Here is a 24327-nt window from a genome sequence, read left to right on the forward strand (position 1 = left end):
CTGGCGTCGTTCGTGGCGGGGCTAGGCCAGCCCGCAAGCGCTGGTGCGCGCTATTTGCACTAATCTGTTGCCTCTGATGAAGCGACACACTCAACGAACAATCTGGAAAAAGCATCATGTTAAGCACTTTGAGCAAGACCGAATTCGACGCGCTGGCGGCGCAAGGGTACAACCGTATCCCGCTGGTGATGGAAACCTTTGCCGACCTCGATACGCCGCTGTCGCTGTATCTCAAGCTGGCTAACCAACCCTACTCCTATCTGCTGGAAAGCGTACAAGGCGGCGAACGCTTTGGCCGTTATTCTATTATCGGCCTGCCTGCGACTACGCGTATCGAGGTACGCGACCAGCAGTTGCAGGTGATTCAAGGCAACTCAGTCATCGAGTCGCATACTGATCAAAACCCGCTGGACTTTATCAAAGCCTACCAGGCCCGCTTTAAAACGCCGCCCTATGAAGGTTTGCCGCGCTTCACCGGTGGCCTGGCCGGTTACTTTGGTTACGAGACGATCCAATATATTGAAAAGCGCCTGGGCAAGCAGAAAAAGCCGGACGCGATAGGCACGCCGGATATCCTGCTAATGGTGTCTGAACAAATCGCGGTGATCGATAATCTGTCCAGCAAGCTGTATTTTATTGTCTATGCCGACCCGTCTCAGCCGAATGCCTATGAAGCTGCACGTGATCGTATGCAGGCCTTGCTGGCAAAACTGCGTGCCCAGGTCGAAATCCCGGCGGCGCTGCCTACCAGTAAAACCCAGGCATTATCAGAGTTTGGTGAAGACAATTTCAAGACCGCAGTGAAAACCGCCCAGCAATATATTCTTGAAGGCGACATCATGCAGGTGGTGCTCAGCCAGCGTATGTCACAAGATTTTGACGCTTCGCCGCTCAGCCTTTACCGCGCATTGCGCAGCCTGAATCCATCCCCATATATGTTCTATTACGATATGGGTGACCATCACGTCGTTGGCGCCTCGCCGGAAATCCTGGTGCGTCTGGATAACACGACAGTCACCTCTCGCCCGATTGCCGGTACCAGACCACGCGGTAAAAATCGCGATCATGACCTGGCGCTGGAAGCCGAGTTACTGGCTGACCCCAAAGAGCGTGCCGAACATGTGCAGCTGATGGACCTGGGCCGTAATGATGTAGGCCGTGTCGCGCTGACGGGAACAGTAAGAGTCACCGACAATATGACGATTGAGCGTTACTCACATGTCATGCATATCGTCAGCAATGTCGAAGGCCAGCTGAAGCCTGGTCTGGATGCGATTGATGTGCTAAAAGCTACATTTACGGCAGGGACAGTATCTGGTGCTCCAAAAGTACGCGCCATGGAAATCATTGAAGAACTCGAGCCATCCAAGCGCGGTATTTACGCTGGTGCGGTCGGTTACTTAGGATTTAACGGCGATATGGATGTGGCGATCGCCATCCGCACCGCCGTGATTAAAGATAAAAAACTTTACGTGCAAGCCGGGGCAGGCATCGTGGCGGATTCGATTCCGCAAAACGAATGGGATGAAACCCAGAACAAAGCCAAAGCTGTCATCCGCGCCGCTGAGCTTGTGCAGGCTGGCCTCGATAGCGCCGCACTGGATAATACCGGACTGAAAACCACCGCCCAGTTAACCGCAGGAAAAGGAGCCTGATATGTTGTTAATGATCGATAACTACGACTCTTTTACCTACAACCTGGTGCAGTACCTGGGCGAGTTGGGGCAAGACGTACACGTACACAGAAACGATGAGATCACGCTGGAACAGATCAAAGCGATGCAACCGGAAAAAATCGTGATTTCTCCAGGCCCATGTACGCCAAATGAAGCCGGGATTTCAGTGCCGCTGATTCATGAGTTTGCCGGCAAGATCCCCCTACTCGGTGTTTGCCTGGGTCACCAGAGCATAGGCCAGGCGTTTGGCGGCAACATCATCAAAGCTAAAACGCTGATGCACGGTAAAACTTCATTGATCCACCATACCAATACCGGTGTGTTCAGAAACCTGCCTAACCCGTACACGGCAACCCGCTACCATTCACTGGTGATTGAGCGTGAAACCATTCCCGATTGCCTGGAGATCACCGCCTGGACTGACGATGGCGAGATCATGGGCGTCAGGCATAAAACCCTGGCTATTGAAGGCGTGCAGTTCCACCCGGAGTCTATCCTGACCGAACACGGGCATGCATTGCTGGATAACTTCCTGAAAGGCTATTGATGGCCATCACGCCTAAAATCGCGATACAGCGGCTGATAGACCACACCGATTTCACGCATGAAGAAATGCTGGAAATCATGCGGCAAATCATGAGCGGGGAGTTCACCCAGATCCAGATCGCAGGTTTCTTGTCTGCCCTCCGTGTCAAAGGCGAAACCGTGACCGAAATCTCCGCAGCTGCGCAAATGATGCGCGAGCTTTCCAGTAAAGTGGATATCAGCGATACACGCCACTTGATCGATACCTGTGGTACCGGTGGCGCACCAAACAAAGTATTTAACGTCTCAACCGCATCAGCCTTTGTCGCCGCAGGCGCAGGCGCAAAAATCGCCAAGCATGGCGGCCGCGCGGCTTCTTCAAAAAGCGGCTCCGCCGATGTGCTGGAGGCGCTGGGAGTGAATATCGCTCTGACACCTCAACAAGTGGTGCGCTGTGTCAATGAGGCCGGCATCGGCTTTATGTTTGCGCCTAACCATCACTCCGCCATGAAATATGCGGCACCTGTGCGCCGAGAACTGGGTGTGCGTACCATGTTCAACTTGCTGGGACCCATGACCAATCCGGCTGGTGCCAAACGCCAGGTCATGGGCGTGTTCCACCGTGACCTGGTGCCATTATTAGCGCAAACTTTAAAGCAACTAGGCAGCGAACATGTGATGGTTGTGCACAGCGCCGATGAAATGGATGAAATCTCTTTTTCTGCAGACACTTACGTGGCCGAACTCAAAAACGGTAACATCGCGGAATACACAGTGAATCCAGCCCAGTTTGGCATGCCATTGCATGATATCAACAGCATACGTGTTGAAAGCGCGCAGCATTCCAGCGAAATTATACTTGGCCTGTTGTCTGGCGAAAAAGGTCCGGCAAGAGATATCGTATTACTGAATGCTGGCGCCGCGATTTATGTTTCTGGCCTTGCTAATGATTTATCATCAGGGATTGCGCAAGCGGCAGCGTCGATTGATTCAGGCAATGCGTTGAATAAATTGCAGCAGTTAAAGGCGTTGAGCCAGGCCGCATGAAGCATTACGCACTGATTGCGATGTTGTGTTTGCTGGCTGCGTGTCAGCAAGCGTCGCAACAGGCAGCCAGCAACCAGCCGCAATCAACCGTTGAGGTGAAATCGCCGGCGCAGACGCTTAACCTGCAATCACTGTCTTCTGGCCTGGTCACTGAAGACAACGCAGCCATTAAACAGGCATTTGCCCACAAGCAAAGCCATGTCTGGCTTGAAGGTAGCGGCGTTGTGAAAAAGCTATTGCCGGATGACACCAAAGGCGCAAGGCACCAGCGCTTTCTGGTGAGCATTACGCCTGAACAGACATTGTTATTTGCGCATAATATCGATCTGGCGCCACGCGTCGAGCAGTTAAATGTCGGTGATCCAGTCGCGTTTAAAGGTGAATATATTTACAACCCCAAGGGCGGCATCATGCATTGGACACATCATGATCCTGGTGGTGTTAAAGGTGGTTGGATTAAGGTTAACGGAAAAACATACGAGTAAAAACTAAACTTTCGTCACGATGCGTTGTTGCCATTAAATATTCTGCCTTACATATTAATTATATGCGGCGGCATTATTTTTAAATTCGCGCCTAGCCTGGTTTAGAAAGTTTAATTTTTGGATAAATTATGAGTGATATTTTAAATAAAATCCTGGCAACCAAAGCTGAAGAGATTGCTGCCGCGCAAGCAAAACTGCCGTTGGCCGAGGTGCAAGCGCTCGCTGCACAACAAGCGCCTGCGCGTGACTTTGTCGCAGCGATCCGCAGCAAAATCGCCGCAGGCGAAGCCGCCGTGATTGCCGAGATTAAAAAAGCCAGTCCCTCCAAAGGAGTGATTCGCGAAGATTTTAAGCCAGCCGAGATTGCCGCCAGCTATGAGCAAGGTGGCGCTGCCTGCCTGTCCGTCCTGACTGACGAGCAATATTTCCAGGGTTCAGCCGACTACCTGAAACAGGCGCGCGCTGCTTGCCAGCTCCCCGTATTACGCAAAGATTTTATGATCGATGATTACCAGGTCTATGAAGCACGCGCCATGGGTGCCGACTGCATCCTGCTGATCGCCGCTGCGCTGACGCTGGCACAAATGCAGCAACTGGAGTCACTGGCACATCGTTTAGGCATGGCTGTGCTGGTGGAAGTGCACAATGGCGAAGAGCTGGCACAAGCGATCCAGTTGACCACTCCATTACTGGGTATCAATAACCGCAACCTGCGTACATTTGAAGTCACACTGGATACCACACTGGGTCTGCTGGATAAAATCGCCAGCGACAAAGTCGTAGTGACCGAAAGCGGAATTTTCACCGCTGACGATGTCAAATTGATGCGCGACCATGCTGTGCATACCTTCCTGGTGGGTGAAGCATTTATGCGTCAGGAAAATCCTGGTGCTGAACTGGCCAAGGTATTTGCCTAACCAGTTTTAATCGAGTTGTAATCAGATTGCCTGCACAACTCGCACTATTTTGATCCTCCGCCTGACGCTGTTAAGCGTAGGCAAATATGGAGATTATTTTGAGCCAATTTCTAGCTATCCGCCCACGCCGCATGCGTAAAGACGATTTTTCACGCCGTTTAATGCGTGAAAATGTCCTCACCGTGAATGACCTGATTTATCCGGTATTCGTCCTCGAAGGTGAAGGAAAAATCGAAGAAGTGAAATCCATGCCAGGCGTACAGCGCCAGAGCATAGATGTGTTGCTGAAAACCGCCAAAGAATGTGTGAAGCTGGGTATTCCGGCCCTGGCTTTGTTCCCGGTGGTGGCGCAAGAGTTCAAAAGCCTGGATGCCAAAGAAGCCTATAATCCTGAAGGGCTGGTGCCGCGCACAGTCAGGGCGCTCAAACAAGCATTTCCAGAACTAGGCGTAATTACCGATGTTGCGCTCGATCCTTACACAACGCATGGGCAAGATGGCCTGATAGACGACACTGGTTATGTGTTGAATGACGAAACGGTAGAGGTGCTGGTTAAACAGGCGTTATGCCATGCCGAAGCAGGCGCTGACGTCGTCGCGCCTTCTGACATGATGGATGGCCGTATTGGTGCCATCCGTGATGCGTTGGAAGACAGTCGTTTTATCTATACACGCATCATGGCTTATTCAGCTAAATACGCATCAGCTTTTTATGGGCCATTCCGTGATGCGGTTGGCTCAGCAGGCAATTTAGGCAAGAGCAATAAATACAATTACCAGATGGATCCCGCCAATTCTGACGAGGCCTTGAAAGAAGTCGCACTGGATATTGAAGAAGGTGCGGATATGGTCATGGTGAAACCAGGCATGCCTTATCTGGATATTGTAAGGCGAGTGAAGGATGAGTTTGGCGTACCGACGTATGCTTATCATGTGAGTGGCGAGTATGCGATGCTGAAAGCAGCAGCGCAGAATAGCTGGCTGGATGAGAAAGCTTGTGTGCTTGAGGCGATGCTGGGGTTTAAGCGTGCAGGGGCGGATGGGGTATTGACGTATTATGCGATGGATATCGCTAGGTGGTTGAAGGAGTAGTACCTCTGTCAGAATTTTCAGTAAGACCAAATTAGCAGTATTTAGAAGCTTATTACGTTCTGATGAACTTTAAACGTTTCTTTTCGCCTTTAGGCGACCGTTCTTTCTTATGCTTGTCCATAAGAAAGAAGGCAAAGAACAAGACACCCTAGCTTCCGCTTATTTCCTGCGTTGCTCATCAACGTGGGCGGCCAACGAAACTCGCCCTGACAAGCCACACATAACGTGGCTTGTTGCGGAGCTCGAACAGACGCTGGCCGACCCCTCCCACGCTGACTGCGCTACTCGGCGCGTCAGATAGGGGCCCGTGAAAAGCACACGCTTTCGCTTGAGTGTAATTCTTTACATTGCAGCACTCTCAAACACTGTGGAAAGAAATAAATAATTAGAGTTATCAGAATTTGAATTTGGTCTTCAAAGTTTAAAACTTACTTAACGGCCACTATCCTTTGATGTACAAATACCGTTTGATCGTGGTGGTTTTTAACCGGGCCCCTATCTGACGCGCCGAGTAGCGGAGTCAAAATAAGGAAGAAGGGAGCGACTGTTCGAATCCCGCAGTAGCTCACGGTTTGTGTGAGCTACCAGGTTGAGTTTCGTGACCGCTTATACCTAAGTCCGGCAAAGCAACGGACGAAAGTCCTAGTTTGAGCAACGCAGGAAACAAGCGGAAGCTAGGGTGCATTTCTTTTGGTTACGTTTTCTTTGTGCAAGCAAAGAAAAGTAACTCGCCTACAGGCGAAAAGAAACGGTAGTTAGTGACCAAAACCTTCAATTAAAAGCGATCAAAGTAATATTTTCAGCACGCTTATTTCAGTGCAAACGTAAACGCATCACTATAAAACTCTTCCTCCGGCAATCCCCGCGACACAAACGTCTCTTTCGCTATATCCACCATCCCCGGCGCACCACAGACATACACTTCAAACCTACTCAGGTCTTCATGATCCTCTAATACAGCCTGATGCACCAATCCTCGCCTCCCATTCCAGCCCTCATCCACTGCACCCTCTGAAATCACAGGGATATAGCTGATATTCGGCATAAACTCCGCCCACCGCTGGCAAAGCTCATCCATATACAGGTCATCCACATGCCGGGCACCACGGTACAACAACACTGGCCGCTGGATATTCTGGTAAATCATATGCTCTATCATGCCCTTGATCGGCGCAAAACCAGTGCCACCGGCGACCATGATGATGGGCTTCTCATTTTGCTCGCGCAGAAAAAAACTGCCCAGCGGTGCTTCTACCCGAAGAATGGTTTTTAGCGGCATCTCATTGAACACCTGTTCGGTAAAGTGACCGCCTGCAATCTTGCGTATATGCAGTTCGATAAAGCCGGTTTCATGCGGCGCATTGGCGATGGAGAAAGCACGGCGGCGTCCATCTTTAAGCAAAAATTCAATATATTGGCCGGCCATAAAGGTGAGAGGTTCAGTAGCCGGTAATTGCAGGTGCAGCACCATGACATCGTTGGTTAACTGTTCTTTTTTCTGCACGCGTATCGGCAAAATGCGTGGCTTGATGCCTTGCACCATATCTATCTGGCGACATTCAATCACCAGGTCTTCCAGCGGCCTGGCGCAACAAAACAGTGCCTGCCCACTTGCCAGCTCAGCATCGCTCATGGCACTACCCTGGTAGTCGTCGTGGAAAACCTTGCCGGTGAGTACTTTGCCTTTGCAGGCACCACAGGCGCCATTGCGGCAACCATAAGGCATATTGATCCCGGCCTCGATTGCCGCATCCAGCACGGTCTGGCTGGGGCGCACATCGAAAGTGTGGCCGCTGTTTTCTATCAGTACTCGGTTCATGGTTTATATCGTCTAGGGATTAGTCTTTACCGGGCAGGCGCACTACATTGTCTTTAGGCTTGGATTCAGTGATATCGGTATATTCACCTTCAATCGCTTCGTCATTGGCGCTGGTTCGAGCATCGAAATTGGGTTGATTTGAGGCTTTACCAGAAGTGGGCGTTTTGCTCGGCATCAACAGTAACACTACCGCAATCATATCGCTGATGACACCAGGAATCAGCAATAGTACACCAGCAAACATATTGCGTGCCGTCGAAAACATGGCGGAGATTGGGTTACCCCCTGCGCCTAATTGCTGAAACATACGTACCGCGATCAGGTCTTTTTCGCTGCGGATCAATTTCAGGCCAAGGTAGCCAATGATCAGCAGGTAAGCAAGTACCCACCAGCCATAGCGTTGGCTGAGTTCAATCAAGATCGCTATCTCCAGAAATGGAAAAGCCAGTAAAATAGCAAAGATGATAAAACGCATGTCAGTAATCCTGTTGATGAGTCAGCGCATATGACGCCAAAAGAGGAAATTATAATCGTGTTTACGCATGTGCCGGATATGGCGTGTGCAGAAAGCATGGCACACGCGCTGGTTAATGAACAGTTGGCGGCATGTGTGAATATTTCAAGCCCTGTGCAATCGGTTTATCGCTGGCAAGGGCAGATCGAGACGGCTGATGAGATTGCATTAAGCATTAAAACCGTACGCCAGGGCTATGACAAAGTGGCTGAAAGGATACGCGCTTTGCATCCTTATGAACTTCCCGAGATTGTAGCTATCCATGTCAACGAGGGTTTGCCGGAATACCTGCGTTGGGTAGCGGCTGAAACGCTGGCATAAGACTGGTGTTGAGATAAGGGTGCGGGATAAAAATGACTAACTGGATCAGAGCGTGGGTGACCTTGGCGGTGTTGCTGGCAACGGCAATGCCGGTGCAGGCAGACTCGGGATTCTCCCAGCTGTTTACCAATGATGACTCGCAAGAGTTCCTGCCGGTGGATAAGGCATTCAAGGTTGACGCTGCGCTGCTGGATAAAACCCATGCACAGGTCAAGTTTGTCATCGCGCCTGGCCATTATTTATACAGGGAGCGCATCCAGCTGGTATTGCCGGCAGGTCAAACCGCGCAAATCACCCTGCCGCCTGGCGAAGCCAAGAATGATCCCAATTTCGGCCAGCAGCAAGTGTTTCATCATGATACGGCTGCTGATGTTGCATTCCCCGGCACCGCTCCAGCCGTACTGCAAATACGTTATCAAGGCTGCAGTGAAAAAGGCCTGTGTTACCCGCCGCAAACCAAATCGCTGGTATTAACGCCGCTTGCGGCAGCTGCTTCATCAACTCCCGGACGTTCCAGCACCTCGCCTGTGGTGGAAGCTGAGGACAGTGTTTCCGAGAAGTTACTGTCTTCCGGCCACTGGTGGCAAATTGTAGCCGGTTTCTTTGGTGCCGGTTTGCTGCTGGCTTTTACGCCTTGTGTGTTTCCCATGATTCCGATTTTGTCAGGCATTATTGTCGGTAAAAACGCACAATCTTCGCGTGCCAAAGCATTCACCTTATCACTCGCTTACACCCTGGGCATGTGCCTGACCTATACCCTGGCGGGCGTGGCGGCAGGGTTATCCGGCCAACTATTAAGTAACGCCTTGCAAACACCAGTAGCGTTGACCGCTGGTGCATTGATTTTTGTCGCCTTGTCGTTTTCTATGTTTGGCTTTTATGAACTGAAACTGCCCAGTGCCGTAGAAAATGCTTTCTTCAACTGGAGCCACCGCTTTAAAGGCGGGCATCTGCTCAGTGATTTTCTGATGGGTGCGATTTCTGCCCTGATTATCAGCCCTTGTGTCGCTGCGCCATTGGCGGGTGCATTGCTATATATCAGCCAGACGCATGATGTGGTGCTGGGCGCTGTCGCCCTGTTCTCACTTTCGTTGGGCATGGGTGTGCCCTTGTTGTTAATTGGCGCCTCTGCTGGCTCTGTGCTGCCCAAAGCGGGTGAATGGATGAATGCCATCCGCCGCTTGTTCGGGGTATTGATGCTGGCCGTCGCCATCTGGGTGATCAGCCCGATATTGCCGGTGACAGTGCAAATGTTGTTGTGGGCGCTGCTGTGCATTGTTCCTGCCATTTATTTGCGAGCCATTGACCCCTTACCCACCACTGCCACTACAGCACAAAGGCTAAGCAAAGGTGCGGCAGTCTTTTTGCTACTTTATGGGGTTGCCTTGCTGATCGGTGCCTGGTCAGGCGCCAGTTCACCGCTCAAGCCATTGCAGAATATTGCCTCGGGTGACCGCACTGGCAAACAGTCAGTCCGTTTTCAGCGCGTGCATAGCGTACAGGAACTGGAGCAGGTTGTGCAGGCTGCGCAAGGCAAGCGCGTGATGCTGGATTTCTACGCCGACTGGTGTGTGTCTTGTAAAGAGTATGAGCAGTTTGTCTTCACCAACCCCAAAGTGCAGGCTGAATTAAACCAGATAGTGTTATTGCAGGTAGACGTGACGGCTAATAATGCACAGGATGCGGCTTTGCTTAAGAAGTTTGAATTGTTTGGCCCGCCAGGCATTGTGTTTTTTGATACGCAGGGCCAGCCTTTGCGGCCGGTGATCAAAGGCTATCACGATGCTGATCATTTCCTGAATATCCTGCGTGCACTGGGAGGGTCAGCCCATGCGTAACGTGGCACGCATCGTGATGACATTGCTGTTGATCGTCGTACTCGGCAGTGGCTTCCGCTGGCTATACCTGAACCGGCACCAGTTTCTGGCAACAGACACCACGCTACCTGACCAGTCGGCAGTTGCAGCGCTATGGGACACCACTCTCAGTGATCAAAAAGGAAAGGCTTTCCCTCTGGCGCAATTTAAAGGCAAGCCGCTGATTTTGAATTTCTGGGCGACCTGGTGCGAGCCTTGCCGCGATGAAATGCCGGAAATTTCCGAGCTTGCCACGGCACATCCTGAGATTGCCGTGTTGGGCGTGGCAATTGATGAAGCGGCGGCGGTGCATGAGTTTGTTGAAAGCACGCCGGTATCGTATCCATTGCTGATTGCAGAGAACGAAGGCATGCCACTGGCAGAGTTGCTGGGTAACAATAAAGGGGTATTGCCGTACACAGTGATTGTGTCTGCGCAAGGTGAGATTACCCATATTTTCTTTGGTCGCGTGAATCGCGACATGCTGCAAAAAGCGCTCAAATTGTAGAGAATTTCAATCCGTCACAAGCAAATCGCAATGATTGGATGGCTGCATGTTCGGTGCAGAAATACCATACTTAACTGCAGGATTAGCGATTTTTCACTTTTGCTTAAAACAAGAATTCTGCTGGACAAAATGCAATAACTTCGGCAAACTTCGCGCCATGAAGGTTGTATCTTTCTCTTTAAAAGGCGTATGAAATGGGCACCAAATCTATCCTGGTGATTCATGGACCCAATCTAAATATGCTTGGCACGCGCGAGCCGCAGCATTATGGCAACCAGACCCTGGCAGATATCGACCAGGGCTTGCATGCGCTTGCGCACGCCGATCAGGCACGGCTTGAAACCTTTCAGAGCAATTCTGAAGCGGATATTATTGAGAAAATACACACATTGTCTGTTAACCGCGTGGATTATGTCATTATCAATCCAGCGGCTTTCACACATACTTCGGTGGCTATCCGTGATGCAATTTCAGCGGTCAAGGTGCCGTTTATTGAAGTACATCTTTCAAATGTACATGCGCGGGAGCCATTTCGGCATCATTCTTATTTCAGCGATATTGCCACAGCCGTTATTTGCGGTCTGGGCGCAGAAGGCTATTACGCCGCTTATCGCCATATCCAACAACTATAACTAAAACATCTTAAATCGAGGTTTCTATGGATTTACGCAAACTCAAAAAACTGATTGATCTGGTCGAGGAATCGGGAATTTCCGAACTGGAACTGACCGAAGGTGAAGAAAAAGTACGTATCAGCCGTACGATTACCAGTGCTGCGCCGATCACCCAATATGTTGCTGCCCCTGCTCCCGCACCTTCTGCGCCTGCATCTGCAGCCGCACCTGCGGTAAGCGCGCCTGCACCGGAACTAGAAGGGAAAATAGTTAAATCCCCAATGGTAGGTACTTTCTACCGTGCTTCGTCTCCTGATGCAAAAGCATTTGTTGATGTGGGCAGCAGCATTAATGCCGGTGAAACCGTATGTATCATCGAGGCCATGAAACTGCTCAATGAAATTGAGAGTGAATATGCGGGTGTGATTAAGAAGATTTTCGTTGAAAACGGTCAGCCTGTGGAATACGGCGAGCCATTATTCCTGATTGGTTAAGCCGCTTATGTTTGAAAAAATTCTGATTGCCAATCGCGGAGAGATAGCGTTGCGCGTGCAGCGTGCCTGCCGTGAATTGGGGATTAAAACCGTTGCCGTGCACTCCGAGGCTGATCGTGATGCCAAGTACGTCAAACTGGCTGATGAATCCGTTTGTATCGGCCCGGCGCCTTCCGCGAAAAGTTACCTGAATATACCGGCAGTCATCAGCGCTGCCGAAGTGACAGATGCACAGGCGATACACCCCGGCTATGGTTTCTTGTCTGAGAATGCCGACTTTGCCGAGCGTGTAGAGCAAAGTGGTTTCGTATTTATCGGCCCGCGCGCTGACACTATCCGACTGATGGGCGACAAGGTATCCGCCAAGGATGCGATGAAGAAAGCCGGTGTGCCCTGCGTGCCAGGTTCAGATGGCGCCTTGCCTGATGACCCGGCTGAAATTATCAGAACAGCCAAGCGAGTAGGCTACCCTGTCATTATCAAGGCCGCAGGTGGCGGTGGTGGTCGCGGCATGCGCGTGGTGCATACTGAAGCGGCGTTGTTGAATGCGGTCAATATGACTAAAGCCGAGGCGCAAAGTGCGTTTGGCAACCCGGTGGTTTACATGGAAAAATTCCTGGAAAACCCCCGCCATATTGAGATCCAGATCCTGGCCGATGAGCATGGCAACGCAGTTTTCCTGGGTGACCGTGATTGTTCCATGCAGCGTCGCCACCAGAAGATCATTGAAGAAGCGCCTTCTCCGTTATTACCAGCAAGATTGCGCGACAAGATAGGCGAACGTTGTGCCGAAGCCTGCCGCAAGATCAAATACCGCGGTGCGGGCACGTTTGAATTCCTGTATGAAAACGGCGAGTTCTATTTCATTGAAATGAACACACGGTTGCAGGTCGAGCATACCGTCACAGAAATGATCACCGGCATTGATCTTGTGCAGCAGCAGATCTTTATTGCCGCTGGTGAAAAACTGCCGTTCCGCCAGCGTGATATCGTACTCAATGGCCATGCCATCGAGTGCCGGATTAACGCTGAGGATCCTTATACTTTTGTACCTTCTCCTGGTTTCATCAACCGTTTCCATATGCCGGGTGGTCCTGGTGTGCGCATGGATACCCATGTTTATGGCGGTTATACCGTGCCTCCACACTATGATTCCATGATAGGCAAGTTGATCACACATGGCGCTACGCGTGAACAGGCGATTGCCAGAATGCGGGTGGCACTGTCCGAAATGAATGTAGAAGGCATTAAAACAAATACCGCATTGCATTCTGACCTGATGGCCGACCTGGCATTTCAGCAGGGCGGCACCAGCATTCACTACCTGGAGCAGAAGCTGGGTATCAGCTCTAAGTAATTGTGCATTGGTTGTTACTTAAAATTCAGTCGACCGAGCCTCAGGCGGAGTCGCTCAGTGATGTGTTGATGGAACATGGTGCATTGTCGGTCAGCATAGAAGATGCGCATGCCGATACGCTGGCCGAGCAAGCTATTTTTGGCGAGCCTGGTGACCCACCACCCGGTATCTGGCAACAGAATATCGTCACTGCCATGCTGGATGCTGAAGCAGATGTACAGGCCTTATTGGCGACTGTGCAAGCCGAGTTACAGCTTGATGGCCTGAAATATCAACTGGAACAGATTGAAGAGCAGGACTGGGTGCGCGCCACCCAGGCGCAATTTGACCCTATCCGCGTCACAGACAATTTGTGGATAGTGCCTTCCTGGCATCAAGCGCCGAATGCAGAGGCAATCAATATCGTGCTGGATCCCGGCCTGGCATTTGGCACTGGCAGCCACCCGACTACGCATTTGTGTTTGAGTTGGCTGGCACAATTACCCAAAGCCGAGTTACAGCAAGCGAATGTACTCGATTACGGCTGTGGTTCCGGCATTCTCGCCATCGCCGCCAAAAAATTGGGGGCCGGTCAGGTAATTGGTGTGGATATTGATACGCAGGCAGTGATTGCCAGCCATGACAATGCCGCTAATAACCAGGTCGACGCGGTGTTTTATGATTCCGCTGATTACCTGCACGAACCGTTCGACATTGTGGTCGCCAATATTCTTTCCAGTGCCTTGATGGTATTGGCACCGGTGATTGCCAAATCTTGCAAAAATGGCGGTAAAGTTGCATTATCCGGCATATTGGATAGCCAGCAGGACATGCTGCTGGCGCGTTACTCAGAGTGGTTTGAAATGGATGCCCCTGTCCAGCAAGATGGATGGGTCTTGCTGACGGGAAGCAGAAAATGTCTCTAATCACCGAATGCCCTGCCTGCTTTACACAATTTGAAGTCGACGACGAGCAACTGCAAGCCTATGCTGGCAAAGTGCGTTGTGGTGAGTGCAATCATGTGTTTGATGCGCGTTCTTCATTGATTGAGGCGACAGAAGCAACAGAGGCCATTGCAGGGAACGAATCAGCCGCACGTGCAGAACCCGTGCCAGCTGTAGAATCAATAGAATCCGCTGAATCACCAGCACAGATCACTGCAACGGAAAATACTGCAACCGGCAATGCGCAATATGCTCCAGATGTCGCAGACATTTCCTATACTGTGGAAGCACAGGCAGAGGATGCGAAAGGTAGTTCTAAGGTAGATAGCTCAGGTACATATTCGGCGGAAATGGATGTTTCAACTGTAAATAGTTCTGATACCTACTCCGCCCCTGAAGCCACATTAGATAGCCCAACCGCAGAGCTAAATACCCCGCTGGCAACACAAGATAATGCCGCTGAAGAAGCTAACCATCTTCAGGCACTGAACTGGAATGTCGGCCGCGAAGAAGCAAAAACGACACCCATCCCTGAATTTTTGCGTAATGTTTCCCTTAGTGAAGAATGGCCAACAGCTGCTGAAAAGCCCAAAGCGCAATGGGTGTTTCCGCTGTTATCAGGCTTACTGCTAGTCGCGATTTTATTACAATTTGTTTATTTCACGCGCACCAGCCTGGCCGCCAACTATCCATCCACCAAGCCTTTGTTGCAGGCAGCCTGCAAGGTAGCGCATTGTGCTGTGGTTTTGCCCAGCGATATTACACAATTAACCATTGATGACGCGGATATTCAGGAGCACAGGGAACGCGAAGGCGTACTGGTGTTTTCCAGTGTGCTGATCAATCACGGTGCAGTCGCACAAGCTTATCCGATGATAGAGCTGACCTTGACCAATATGGCGGATGAGCCTGTGTTACGCAAAATATTGAAACCTGCAGAATACTTACCGGCCTCTTCCAAAGCCACTGAAGGGTTGGCCGCGCAGCAAGAGCAACCGGTGAAAACCACCTTGGGCATCGAAGAAAAAGCCATCACCGGTTTCCGCGTCGCCATCGCCTATTAAATTCTCCTGAATCAGGCTTCGCGTGTGAGTTTTGCCTGCGCACCTATGTCTGACATCACTTTCCCCAACACTTCAATCGCAGCCGTACGCACGAAACTCTTACGCCAGGCTAATGCGATACGGCGACTGGGCACTGGCTTGGTAAAGGGAATCACCCGGATCAACGGATTTTGGTAGCGCGCTACTGTCGCCATGGCCGGTAATACCGTGATTCCCAGGTTTGAAGCCACCATATTACGTATGGTTTCCAGTGAGTTGCCTTGTAACACCTCTCCTTTACGACCTAACTCCGGACAGGCTTGCGTGACCTGATTGCTGAAGCAATGGCCGCTATTCAGCAACAATACCTTCTCATTGCCTAACTCATCCGGATTCACTGTTTTACGCTGTGCCCAAGGGTGACTGGCCGGGACTACCACATTGAAGTCTTCATCATACAACGGGGTGATTTCAATGCCAGGTACATTAAATGGTAAAGCCACTACTGCCGCATCAATGACGCCATTCCTCAATTGCTGTTCCAGAGTCGCGGTGATGTTTTCTTCTACTTCCAGCGGCATATTCGGCGCAGTTTTCACCAGCGGCGGAATCATCTCCGGTAGCAGATAAGGCCCAACCGAGTGAATCATGCCCAGTTTAAACGGGCCATTAAGCGGATCATTGCCCAGCTTGGCCATTTCCTTGATCTTTGCCGCCTGCTCCAGCACTGTGTTTGCCTGCTCAATGATCTGCTCGCCTATCGGTGTAGGCGTTACGTCATTGCGGTTCCGCTCGAACAGTAGAACACCTAATTCTTCTTCCAGTTTTTTTATACCCAGACTTAATGCCGGTTGTGTGACAAAACATTTCTCAGCCGCCCGGCGAAAGTTGCGTTCCTGCGCGACTGCCAGCACAAATTTCAATTCAATCAGAGTCATATTTTTCTCAGTAGCGTGGATTAAGTGATTAGTGTAGTTCTATTAATTTTATTTATCAATAACATCAAAACTTACAATTATACATATTGAATTGGCTTGCCTAGAATGGCCAACATGCATCAGACAACATTGATTCATGGAGGTAAAGAATGATTAGCAGATGGATTCAGGATTTATCGCAATTACAGGAAATATTGGCAGCTTATGCTGCAGGCAATTAGGCAAAACTACATTCGTTATCTAGAAAATAAGTAACGTAACATTTAACAGTCAGTGTATTTACCGCCTGACCATTTGCGAGTGGTCAGCCATAAAAAAGGAGCTCAAAAAAATGGAAAATCAACAAAGCACAACCGGTAAATGTCCATTTGGACATGGGGGAAACACCGCCACCGAGAAATCAAATACCAGCTGGTGGCCGAATGCCTTAAACCTGGATATTTTGCATCAGCAAGACAGCAAGACTAATCCGCTGGGTGAAGATTTTAATTATGCCGAGGAATTCAAAAAACTAGACTTGGCGGCAGTGAAAGCCGACCTGCATGCGCTGATGACCGATAGCCAGTCATGGTGGCCTGCCGACTGGGGACATTACGGTGGTTTGATGATACGTCTTTCCTGGCATGCAGCCGGTACCTATCGCGTGGCGGATGGCCGTGGCGGAGCCGGTACCGGTAACCAGCGTTTTGCGCCACTGAACAGCTGGCCGGATAACGTTAACCTGGATAAAGCGCGTCGCCTGTTATGGCCAATCAAGAAAAAATACGGCAACAAGCTTTCATGGGCAGATCTGATCGTGCTGGCGGGTACCATGGCGTATGAATCGATGGGCCTGAAAATATTTGGTTTTGCCGGAGGACGTGCTGATATATGGCACCCGGAAAAAGATATTTACTGGGGCAACGAAAAAGAATGGCTGGCTAAAACAGGCGCAGAAGGTAGCCGTTATTCAGGCGAGCGCGAACTGGAAAATCCGCTGGCCGCCGTGATGATGGGTCTGATTTATGTCAATCCGGAAGGGGTCGATGGCAATCCGGATCCATTACGCACTGCAAGAGATATCCGTGAAACTTTTGACCGGATGGCGATGAACGATGAAGAAACCGTCGCATTGACTGCCGGTGGACATACCGTAGGTAAATCACATGGTAATGGAACGGCAGCGAACTTAGGCCCGGACCCGGAAGCGGCCAGCGTTGAAGAGCAAGGCATGGGCTGGAATAACCACACCACTCGCGGTATTGGCCGTGATTCAGTCACCAGCGGTATCGAAGGTGCCTGGACCACGCATCCGACGCGCTGGGATAACGGCTATTTCAAAATGCTGTTCGAACATGAATGGGAGCTGAGAAAGAGCCCGGCAGGCGCATGGCAGTATGAGCCGGTGAATATCAAGGAGGAAGATAAGCCTGTTGATGTAGAAGATCCGTCTATCCGTTATAACCCTATCATGACTGATGCCGATATGGCGATGATTAAAGACCCGATCTACCGCGAAATATCGGAGCGTTTTTACCGTGACCAGGCTTATTTCTCAGAAGTATTTGCACGTGCCTGGTTTAAATTGACGCATCGTGATCTGGGCCCGAAAGCGCGTTACCTGGGAACGGATGTGCCACAGGAAGACCTGATCTGGCAGGATCCAACGCCTGCTGGTAATGCCAACCTGAGTGCGACTGATATCGCAACGCTAAAAGCGCAGATCCTTGCGAGTGGCCTGACAACTGCCGAGCTGGTGGCGACCGCATGGGATAGCGCACGTACATTCCGCGCATCCGATTTCCGTGGCGGAGCCAATGGTGCACGCATCCGTCTGGCGCCGCAAAAAGACTGGCAAGGTAACGAACCAGCCAGATTGCAGAAGGTACTGACTGTGCTTGAAGGTATCCGGACAAGTTTTAACCAACCGGTCAGCTTTGCGGACTTGATCGTATTAGGTGGTACTGCTGCGGTAGAACAGGCGGCCAGTGCAGCAGGCTTTGCGATAGAAGTGCCCTTTGCACCTGGCAGGGGCGATGCGACCGATGAGATGACTGATGCCGAATCATTCTCTGTGCTGGAACCGCTGCATGATGGTTTCCGCAACTGGCAAAAAGAGGATTATGTGCCGACAGCGGAAGAGTTATTGCTGGACCGTACCCAGCTGATGGGGCTGACGGCCCCTGAAATGGTTGTGCTGATTGGTGGTATGCGAGTGCTGGATACCAATTATGGCGCTAGTAAACACGGCGTATTTACTGATAGGCCGGGCGTACTTAGCAATGACTTCTTTGTTAATTTGACTGATATGCAGTACAACTGGAAACCTGTAGGCAGCAATTTGTATGAAGTGCGTGATCGTACTACCGGTGCGGTGAAATGGACCGCAACTCGTGTTGACCTGGTGTTTGGTTCTAACTCTATTCTGCGGTCTTATGCGGAAGTGTATGCGCAGGATGATGCCAAGCAGAAGTTTGTGCAGGATTTTGTGAAAGTATGGACTAAGGTGATGAATGCAGATCGGTTTGATCTGAAATAATTTTGTGGCAGTAAGAAAAAGCGTCTTGGGGAATCAAGACGCTTTTTATTTTCTTGAAGTTTTATTAATAGAGTCATGCAAAGCGGTTAGGTTAAATGCCAAGCTGTTGCATAGCGCATCTGTTGCACAAACCTGCTTTTGCGCCTTCGCAAAGTGTGCTTTGTGAAGATACTGCTCCTCAACAACAGAGCCATCCCAATTACTGGTTCCTCAAATTTTGCCAAGATCCCTAATCAAGTTTCCAGTGTCTGCTAGAATACAACCATGGATATTTACTTAATGCTGAAGGCCATCATCATGGGCCTGGTCGAAGGCGCGACCGAATTTATACCCGTAAGCAGTACCGGACATTTGATTATTGCAGGTGAATGGCTGAATTTTCTGGATAAAGATAAACGGGATGTGTTTGAAATCATGATCCAGCTGGGCGCTGTGCTAGCCGTCTGTGTTGAGTTCAGGCAACGGCTGTTGCACACCGTACAACGTATTCAAACCGACCCCAACGCGCAACACCTGGTGCGCAACCTGTTTATCGCTTTCCTGCCCGCCGCCATTCTTGGCCTGGCTTTCCATCACGAAATCAAAGAATACCTGTTCTCATCCTTCACGGTTGGCATTGCCCTGATCGTCGGCGGCATACTGATTTTGCTGATAGAGAAATTCGTTCCGGCGGGCAAGGTGCAGGATATCGACCATATCAGTGCCAAGCAGGCCTTGCAGATCGGTTTTGCCCAATCGCTGGCGCTGATCCCAGGGGTCTCACGCTCTGGCGCAACGATTCTGGGCGGGATGTGTTTTGGCCTTGGCCGACAAACGGCAACCGAGTTTTCCTTCTTTCTGGCTTTGCCTATCATGTTTGCGGCGACCGGTTATGATTTGCTAAAGGCGCGTGATCTGTTGTCTCTGGATGATGCATTTATTTTCCTGATTGGCTTTGTCACCGCATTTTTATCTGCGCTGGTGGTCATACGTGCTTTGATCAAGTTTGTCGGTCAGCATTCTTTTGCCGTGTTTGCCTGGTACCGTATTGTGTTTGGCATATTGATCCTGTTGTTTTTTGCGCGTTAATTTGTCTGTATTCACTTAAGGTGTAATGAATGAAAAATACACTTCTGAAAAAAATCCTCTATGCAGTGGCCGCCATTATTGGCCTGGTTTTGCTGTTAGTTGTTTACCTGGCGGTGACTTTTGATCCTAATGATTACAAGTCGACCGTGATCCAGTTAGTGAAAGACAAAAAGCAGCGCACACTGGATATCAAAGGCGATATCAAGCTCAGCTTTTGGCCCAAGATCGGTGCTGACCTAGGTGAAATAACCTTATCCGAACATCAGTCAGACAAGCAGTTCGCTGCCATCAAAGGGGCTAAAGTAGCTTTGGCTGTATTGCCGCTGTTGAAAAAAGAAATCGTGGTCGATACCGTTTACCTGGATGGCGTACAAGCCAATGTGATCCAGCACGCCGACGGCAGTTTTAACTTTGATGACCTGCTGAGTAAGGAAGAGGAAGAGTCGCAGCAGATTAATTTTGATGTACAGGGTGTCAAGGTTACCAATACGCAAGTCAGCTATATCAATGAAGCCAGCGGTGCGAAATATACTGTAGACCAGTTTAACCTGACCACCGGACAAGTCGCACTGAAGACACCGTTTGACATGTCAGCAGATTTCCACCTGGTCGCCAATCAACCGGTAGTGGATGCGTTGGCCAAGATCAAAGCCAATGTGATGGTTGATCCGGAAGGTAAGCATTTTGTGGTCAAAGGTCTGGATGCCAGCCTTAAAGGTGCATTGCTGGATGGCAAGGATGTAAATGTCACCGCACTTGGCGCAGTGGATATTGATGCTGCACAGACGGCGCTGAATGTCTCGGGTTTGAAACTGGCTATGCAAGGTGATTTTAACGGCACCCAGCGCGATGTCAGTTTGCAGGCGCCCGCCTTGTTGGTGAACCCCAAGCAGATTTCCAGCGAGAAAGTCATTTTGGCACTTAAGCAACAGGATGCACAAGGCGACATAAATCTGGACGTAGTGCTGGCTGAGCTGAAAGGCAATCAGCAGGCAGTTGAAAGCAAAGGCATTACTGCCGATGTGAAAGTGAATGCTGGCGCACGCAAGGTAGATGGCCATTTTGAGTCGCCGGTGAAAGCCAACCTCGCGGATATGATTTTTGATGTGCCGGCACTGGCTGGTAAGTTTGATATTAAAGACCCTGCATTGCCGAATGGCGCTATGCAAGGCCAGTTCAAGCTATCCGCCAATGCTGATGTTAAGCAGGAGAAAGTTAAAACCACCTTTAACCTGAACCTTGCAGAAACCAAGCTCAATGGCGATGTCAGTGTGGCTGGTTTTAAAACGCCGCATATTGGTTTTAAGGTAAACGCTGATACCTTGAATCTGAATGCCCTACTTGGTAAAAGCAATGCAAACAAACCTGAGCCTAAAACAAGTACAGCTAAAGCTGATACCAAACCGGCTAAAGCAGCTGATTTGAGTGCATTAAAAACTTTATTCCTGGATGGCAGCATTAATATCGGCAAGATTCTGTATAGCCCATACACGTTGACTGGGTTAAATGTAGGCATCAAGGCCGACGGGCAAAAGCTGGCACTGCAGGGGCTGGATGTCAAACTGGATGATTCGCGCATTCATGGCAATGTCGGCATCAGTCAATTTAACAAGCCGCTTTACACGTTTGAATTAAATATCGACAAGCTGGATTTGAACCGGTATTTGCCACAACAAACGCAAACAGCCACGGCGACTGAAAATAAACCGGTAGCGAAAACGGCGGTTAATGAAGAGCAACCGTTGGATTTGTCCGCGTTAAAAGCCCTGAATGCGCAAGGTAATATCCGCATCGGCTGGTTGAAATATGGCAAGACCGAAGCCAAAAACCTGAATATCGGCCTGAAAGCACAGGATGGCGTTGCCAGTCTGGATCCACTCAATGTAGACGTGTACCAGGGCACGGTGCGTGGCGCTGTCAAAGTCGATGCGCGCGCGACCCCTGCCATCGCCATCAAACAGACGCTGCAAAATATTGCAGTTGGCCCACTACTTGTGGATACCATCAACAACGATATGCTTTCCGGCACCGGCAATGTCACTCTGGATGTGACTGCACAAGGTAACACGGTGACTGCACTAAAAAAGTCACTGGGCGGCTCGGTTGATTTGCGCATGGCCGATGGCGCCGTTAAGGGATTTGATCTTGCGGGGACTATCCGCGATGCAAAAGGTAAGCTTAATCTGTTAAAAGGCCAGGCTAATACTGCGGCAGACCAAAGTAAAAAGACAGATTTCAGTGAACTGACCGCTATATTCAATATTAAAAATGGCATCGCTCATAATGATGATCTGGCGATGAAAGCACCGATTTTCCGCCTGCCTAAAGGCGAGAGCAAGGGCGATATTGATATCGGCAACGAACAAATCAACTATCTTGCCAAGCCGACATTGGTCAACAGCCTGAAAGGCCAAGGCGGTAAAGATGCCGAGCAGCTCGCCGGGGTTGGTGTGCCGATCAAAGTCACCGGCACATTCGCTGCGCCCAAATTCGGGATAGATATGGCGGCCTTAGGCCAGGCACTCGCGAAGTCTGCCGCCTTGGATGCTTTGACCGACAAGTTAGGTGGCGATAAGGCCGGCGCAGTAAAATCTTTAATCAATGGTGAAAACAAGGCAGACGCTTTGAAAGGGTTGTTAAACGGCAAATCTTCTTCAAAAAATACTGAGGGTGATGCTGCAAAACCCGAATCTGAAAAAAGTGCTGAAGAAGCCAAGCCCACAGAAGAAAAACCAGCCGATAAATTAAAACAAAAGGCTTTGAAAAAGCTGCTCAATTTCTAACGTGAGCGTTTTTGCAGAAAAACTGATCGCCTGGCAGCAAGTGCATGGCAGGCATGACCTGCCGTGGCAGCAAACACGCGATCCGTACGCCGTGTGGGTGTCGGAGATCATGTTGCAGCAAACACAGGTCAGCGCAGTAATAGGTTACTACGGCCGCTTTATGGCGCGGTTCCCCACCATTGCCAGTTTGGCTGAAGCCCCTCAGGATGATGTGATGCAACACTGGAGTGGTCTGGGCTATTATTCCCGCGCGCGAAATCTGCACCATGCAGCCCAAACCATTATGCGTGAGCATGGTGGTATTTTTCCGCAAGATTTTGCCCAGATCCAAAGCCTTAAAGGTATAGGCCGCTCAACCGCAGCGGCTGTCTCTGTATTTGCGTTTCAGCAACCGCAGACCATTCTGGATGGTAATGTGAAACGTGTGCTGGCGCGGCTGCATGCCGTTGACGGCTGGCCTGGACTGCCACTTATTGAAAAGCGGTTATGGGTTTTAGCAGAAAGTTTGCTACCTGAAAAAAATCTGCCAGCCTATATCCAAGGATTGATGGATTTCGGTGCCACATTATGTACGCGCAGCAAGCCGCGCTGCCAGGATTGCCCGATGCAGGGTGAGTGCCAGGCTTTTCAACAGCAACGCGTAGCACAACTGCCCGCTTCCAAGCCGCGCAAGGCTATCCCCGAAAGACAAACGACGATGCTGATGATTATGGATGCCGGGGAGATACTACTCGAGAAACGGCCTGACAAAGGGATATGGGGTGGTTTATGGAGCTTCCCTGAATGTAAGCCAGATCAGATTCCTGTGCAGCAGGCGGAACAGAGGTATGGCATGCAGGCAGAATCGCTGGAAGATTTGCCGGTGCTCTGGCATACCTTTACTCACTTCAAGCTGGAAATCACACCGCAACCGTTACAACTGATAGGTAAGCGACCTGGGTTGCCACAGCATTTACAATGGTTGCCACTCAATGATGCCATCGCGGCAGCGTTGCCTACGCCCGTACGGACATTGCTCAAGACGCTACAACAGTCGCGGTATTGAGGTTCAGCCTTATCTAAGACTCGGCATTTGCCAGACGGAAAATATGGCTCGCCAATTCTGCCTGATTGGCTTTTGCGTAATGCAATAATGCCAGTCCATCTTCTGGCTTGACGGTGGCTTTTTGATAAATCACCGGTAATTCAAAAATCGCAATTTCGCGTTCAACGATGTTCAGGTTGTTGTGAGCGGAGCCCTGCAATATATCCATCAATTTGTCGTACACATTATCTGTCACGCGGGTATATGGAAACAGAATCCAGAAATCGGTACCCTCGCGACCCACGAGATCAGATTTCCTGAATGAGTTTTGCAAGTCGTGCGTCAATGATGAAAGCTGACGCAATGCTTCTGGCGCACCGTAAGCTTCCCCCAGGCTATTGTCATCACCATAGGCGATTTTGACCAAAGCGATATTAAAGTCGTCAGCGTGCCTGACCAGCACCTGGCAAATCCAGTCTAATGTATCTATGAATCGACTACATAACTGAATGTCGGAAATCATGAGGAGCCTCTATATATTTATAATGATTGAATATGGCTTTATGGTGCTAAAAAGCTTTAAAGCCACCGCTATGCTAGCAGAAACTATCTGATAAAGGCAGTGCGAAAAGCTTGAGTAAGCGAGCGCTGTTTATAGAATCCATTCAACTTATGACGCGAAATTGTTGCAAATCTACAACAATCTGAAGTTGGACTAAGCAATTTGACGTATTCACTTGCGCCAAACACACGCATTTTGCAAAAATTGCACTGACCTTCTTGGAAATGCACGGCGATTCCGAGGG

The 24327-nt window shown here is 50.1% G+C and carries 22 protein-coding genes; 18 read left to right on the forward strand and 4 right to left on the reverse strand.

Translation table 11 applies throughout. From position 1 onward, the window contains the following. Positions 1-116 precede the first annotated feature (116 nt). From trpE to hemB, 6 genes are all read left to right on the forward strand, one after another. Positions 117-1655: an anthranilate synthase component I gene (gene trpE, locus ACFQ2T_RS09755; RefSeq protein WP_379033733.1), complete on the forward strand. Its 1539-nt coding sequence runs from the start codon at positions 117-119 to the stop codon at positions 1653-1655. Between the two features lies 1 nt (position 1656). After that, the gene (locus ACFQ2T_RS09760) at positions 1657-2223 is read left to right on the forward strand and encodes an aminodeoxychorismate/anthranilate synthase component II (protein ID WP_379033736.1); all 567 of its coding nucleotides are present in this window, start codon (positions 1657-1659) and stop codon (positions 2221-2223) included. Next, positions 2223-3248, forward strand: coding sequence for an anthranilate phosphoribosyltransferase (gene trpD, locus ACFQ2T_RS09765; RefSeq protein ID WP_379033739.1), 1026 nt, complete (start codon positions 2223-2225; stop codon positions 3246-3248). Before ACFQ2T_RS09760 ends, trpD begins: the two co-directional genes overlap by 1 nt. After that, positions 3245-3733, forward strand: coding sequence for a DUF3465 domain-containing protein (locus ACFQ2T_RS09770; protein WP_379033742.1), 489 nt, complete (start codon positions 3245-3247; stop codon positions 3731-3733). The genes trpD and ACFQ2T_RS09770 overlap by 4 nt, the downstream gene beginning before the upstream one ends. Before the next feature lie 128 nt (positions 3734-3861). Next, on the forward strand, positions 3862-4650 hold the full coding sequence (gene trpC, locus ACFQ2T_RS09775) for an indole-3-glycerol phosphate synthase TrpC (protein WP_379033745.1): 789 nt from the start codon (positions 3862-3864) through the stop codon (positions 4648-4650). 86 nt (positions 4651-4736) lie between these two features. Beyond that, the gene (gene hemB / locus ACFQ2T_RS09780; protein WP_379033748.1) at positions 4737-5741 is read left to right on the forward strand and encodes a porphobilinogen synthase; all 1005 of its coding nucleotides are present in this window, start codon (positions 4737-4739) and stop codon (positions 5739-5741) included. 808 nt (positions 5742-6549) lie between these two features. Here hemB and ACFQ2T_RS09785 read toward each other — a convergent pair. After that, positions 6550-7560: a CDP-6-deoxy-delta-3,4-glucoseen reductase gene (locus tag ACFQ2T_RS09785; protein WP_379033751.1), complete on the reverse strand. Its 1011-nt coding sequence runs from the start codon at positions 7558-7560 to the stop codon at positions 6550-6552. Positions 7561-7579: 19 nt separating this feature from the next. After that, on the reverse strand, positions 7580-8035 hold the full coding sequence (locus tag ACFQ2T_RS09790) for an FxsA family protein (protein WP_379033754.1): 456 nt from the start codon (positions 8033-8035) through the stop codon (positions 7580-7582). Between the two features lie 57 nt (positions 8036-8092). Between ACFQ2T_RS09790 and cutA the strand changes: the two genes are divergently transcribed. The 8 genes from cutA to ACFQ2T_RS09830 all read left to right on the forward strand — a co-directional run bounded on the left by cutA (position 8093) and on the right by ACFQ2T_RS09830 (position 15211). After that, positions 8093-8395: a divalent-cation tolerance protein CutA gene (cutA, locus tag ACFQ2T_RS09795; protein ID WP_379033757.1), complete on the forward strand. Its 303-nt coding sequence runs from the start codon at positions 8093-8095 to the stop codon at positions 8393-8395. Between the two features lie 32 nt (positions 8396-8427). Continuing rightward, complete coding sequence (gene dsbD / locus ACFQ2T_RS09800) at positions 8428-10233, forward strand: protein-disulfide reductase DsbD (RefSeq protein WP_379033760.1); 1806 nt, start codon at positions 8428-8430, stop codon at positions 10231-10233. Beyond that, complete coding sequence (locus tag ACFQ2T_RS09805; protein ID WP_379033763.1) at positions 10226-10759, forward strand: TlpA family protein disulfide reductase; 534 nt, start codon at positions 10226-10228, stop codon at positions 10757-10759. Before dsbD ends, ACFQ2T_RS09805 begins: the two co-directional genes overlap by 8 nt. Before the next feature lie 194 nt (positions 10760-10953). Then, positions 10954-11391, forward strand: coding sequence for a type II 3-dehydroquinate dehydratase (gene aroQ, locus ACFQ2T_RS09810; protein WP_055830808.1), 438 nt, complete (start codon positions 10954-10956; stop codon positions 11389-11391). A 26-nt stretch (positions 11392-11417) separates the two neighbouring features. Next, positions 11418-11867: an acetyl-CoA carboxylase biotin carboxyl carrier protein gene (gene accB / locus ACFQ2T_RS09815; protein WP_379033766.1), complete on the forward strand. Its 450-nt coding sequence runs from the start codon at positions 11418-11420 to the stop codon at positions 11865-11867. A gap of 7 nt (positions 11868-11874) precedes the next feature. Beyond that, entirely contained in the window at positions 11875-13224 is a 1350-nt protein-coding gene (gene accC / locus ACFQ2T_RS09820) for an acetyl-CoA carboxylase biotin carboxylase subunit (protein WP_379033769.1), read from the forward strand. Between the two features lie 2 nt (positions 13225-13226). Then, positions 13227-14129 (forward strand): 50S ribosomal protein L11 methyltransferase, encoded by a 903-nt coding sequence (prmA, locus tag ACFQ2T_RS09825; protein ID WP_379033772.1) that lies wholly within the window; start codon positions 13227-13229, stop codon positions 14127-14129. Further along, positions 14120-15211, forward strand: coding sequence for a DUF3426 domain-containing protein (locus tag ACFQ2T_RS09830; protein WP_379033775.1), 1092 nt, complete (start codon positions 14120-14122; stop codon positions 15209-15211). Before prmA ends, ACFQ2T_RS09830 begins: the two co-directional genes overlap by 10 nt. Before the next feature lie 11 nt (positions 15212-15222). Here the strand turns inward: ACFQ2T_RS09830 and ACFQ2T_RS09835 are convergent, their stop codons facing one another. Then, positions 15223-16128 (reverse strand): hydrogen peroxide-inducible genes activator, encoded by a 906-nt coding sequence (locus ACFQ2T_RS09835; protein WP_379033778.1) that lies wholly within the window; start codon positions 16126-16128, stop codon positions 15223-15225. Between the two features lie 331 nt (positions 16129-16459). Between ACFQ2T_RS09835 and katG the strand changes: the two genes are divergently transcribed. The 4 genes from katG (at position 16460) to mutY (ending at position 23542) form a co-directional block, all read left to right on the forward strand. After that, a complete protein-coding gene (gene katG, locus ACFQ2T_RS09840) occupies positions 16460-18646 on the forward strand; it encodes a catalase/peroxidase HPI (RefSeq protein WP_379033781.1) in 2187 nt (728 codons plus the stop codon). 264 nt (positions 18647-18910) lie between these two features. Next, on the forward strand, positions 18911-19714 hold the full coding sequence (locus tag ACFQ2T_RS09845) for an undecaprenyl-diphosphate phosphatase (protein ID WP_379033784.1): 804 nt from the start codon (positions 18911-18913) through the stop codon (positions 19712-19714). Positions 19715-19743: 29 nt separating this feature from the next. Beyond that, the gene (locus tag ACFQ2T_RS09850) at positions 19744-22497 is read left to right on the forward strand and encodes an AsmA family protein (protein WP_379033786.1); all 2754 of its coding nucleotides are present in this window, start codon (positions 19744-19746) and stop codon (positions 22495-22497) included. 1 nt (position 22498) lies between these two features. After that, entirely contained in the window at positions 22499-23542 is a 1044-nt protein-coding gene (mutY, locus tag ACFQ2T_RS09855) for an A/G-specific adenine glycosylase (protein WP_379033789.1), read from the forward strand. Positions 23543-23555: 13 nt separating this feature from the next. On the opposite strand, the gene ACFQ2T_RS09860 is transcribed toward mutY, so the two are convergent. Next, positions 23556-24044 (reverse strand): hypothetical protein, encoded by a 489-nt coding sequence (locus ACFQ2T_RS09860; protein WP_379033792.1) that lies wholly within the window; start codon positions 24042-24044, stop codon positions 23556-23558. Positions 24045-24327: the final 283 nt, after the last annotated feature.

Origin of the sequence: Methylophilus flavus (genome assembly GCF_042678905.1) — a bacterium.
Classification (GTDB): domain Bacteria; phylum Pseudomonadota; class Gammaproteobacteria; order Burkholderiales; family Methylophilaceae; genus Methylophilus; species Methylophilus flavus.

Bases quoted from the DNA above. Each gene is read 5' to 3' on its own strand.
- ACFQ2T_RS09790 (WP_379033754.1), bottom strand. From the start codon at position 8,035: ATGCGTTTTATCATCTTTGCTATTTTACTGGCTTTTCCATTTCTGGAG.
- ACFQ2T_RS09850 (WP_379033786.1), top strand. From the start codon at position 19,744: ATGAAAAATACACTTCTGAAAAAAATCCTCTATGCAGTGGCCGCCATT.
- ACFQ2T_RS09860 (WP_379033792.1), bottom strand. From the start codon at position 24,044: ATGATTTCCGACATTCAGTTATGTAGTCGATTCATAGATACATTAGAC.
- katG (WP_379033781.1), top strand. From the start codon at position 16,460: ATGGAAAATCAACAAAGCACAACCGGTAAATGTCCATTTGGACATGGG.
- ACFQ2T_RS09830 (WP_379033775.1), top strand. From the start codon at position 14,120: ATGTCTCTAATCACCGAATGCCCTGCCTGCTTTACACAATTTGAAGTC.
- accB (WP_379033766.1), top strand. From the start codon at position 11,418: ATGGATTTACGCAAACTCAAAAAACTGATTGATCTGGTCGAGGAATCG.
- ACFQ2T_RS09785 (WP_379033751.1), bottom strand. From the start codon at position 7,560: ATGAACCGAGTACTGATAGAAAACAGCGGCCACACTTTCGATGTGCGC.
- hemB (WP_379033748.1), top strand. From the start codon at position 4,737: ATGGAGATTATTTTGAGCCAATTTCTAGCTATCCGCCCACGCCGCATG.
- ACFQ2T_RS09845 (WP_379033784.1), top strand. From the start codon at position 18,911: ATGGATATTTACTTAATGCTGAAGGCCATCATCATGGGCCTGGTCGAA.
- accC (WP_379033769.1), top strand. From the start codon at position 11,875: ATGTTTGAAAAAATTCTGATTGCCAATCGCGGAGAGATAGCGTTGCGC.
- ACFQ2T_RS09805 (WP_379033763.1), top strand. From the start codon at position 10,226: ATGCGTAACGTGGCACGCATCGTGATGACATTGCTGTTGATCGTCGTA.
- dsbD (WP_379033760.1), top strand. From the start codon at position 8,428: ATGACTAACTGGATCAGAGCGTGGGTGACCTTGGCGGTGTTGCTGGCA.
- ACFQ2T_RS09760 (WP_379033736.1), top strand. From the start codon at position 1,657: ATGTTGTTAATGATCGATAACTACGACTCTTTTACCTACAACCTGGTG.
- trpE (WP_379033733.1), top strand. From the start codon at position 117: ATGTTAAGCACTTTGAGCAAGACCGAATTCGACGCGCTGGCGGCGCAA.
- ACFQ2T_RS09770 (WP_379033742.1), top strand. From the start codon at position 3,245: ATGAAGCATTACGCACTGATTGCGATGTTGTGTTTGCTGGCTGCGTGT.
- trpD (WP_379033739.1), top strand. From the start codon at position 2,223: ATGGCCATCACGCCTAAAATCGCGATACAGCGGCTGATAGACCACACC.
- aroQ (WP_055830808.1), top strand. From the start codon at position 10,954: ATGGGCACCAAATCTATCCTGGTGATTCATGGACCCAATCTAAATATG.
- trpC (WP_379033745.1), top strand. From the start codon at position 3,862: ATGAGTGATATTTTAAATAAAATCCTGGCAACCAAAGCTGAAGAGATT.
- ACFQ2T_RS09835 (WP_379033778.1), bottom strand. From the start codon at position 16,128: ATGACTCTGATTGAATTGAAATTTGTGCTGGCAGTCGCGCAGGAACGC.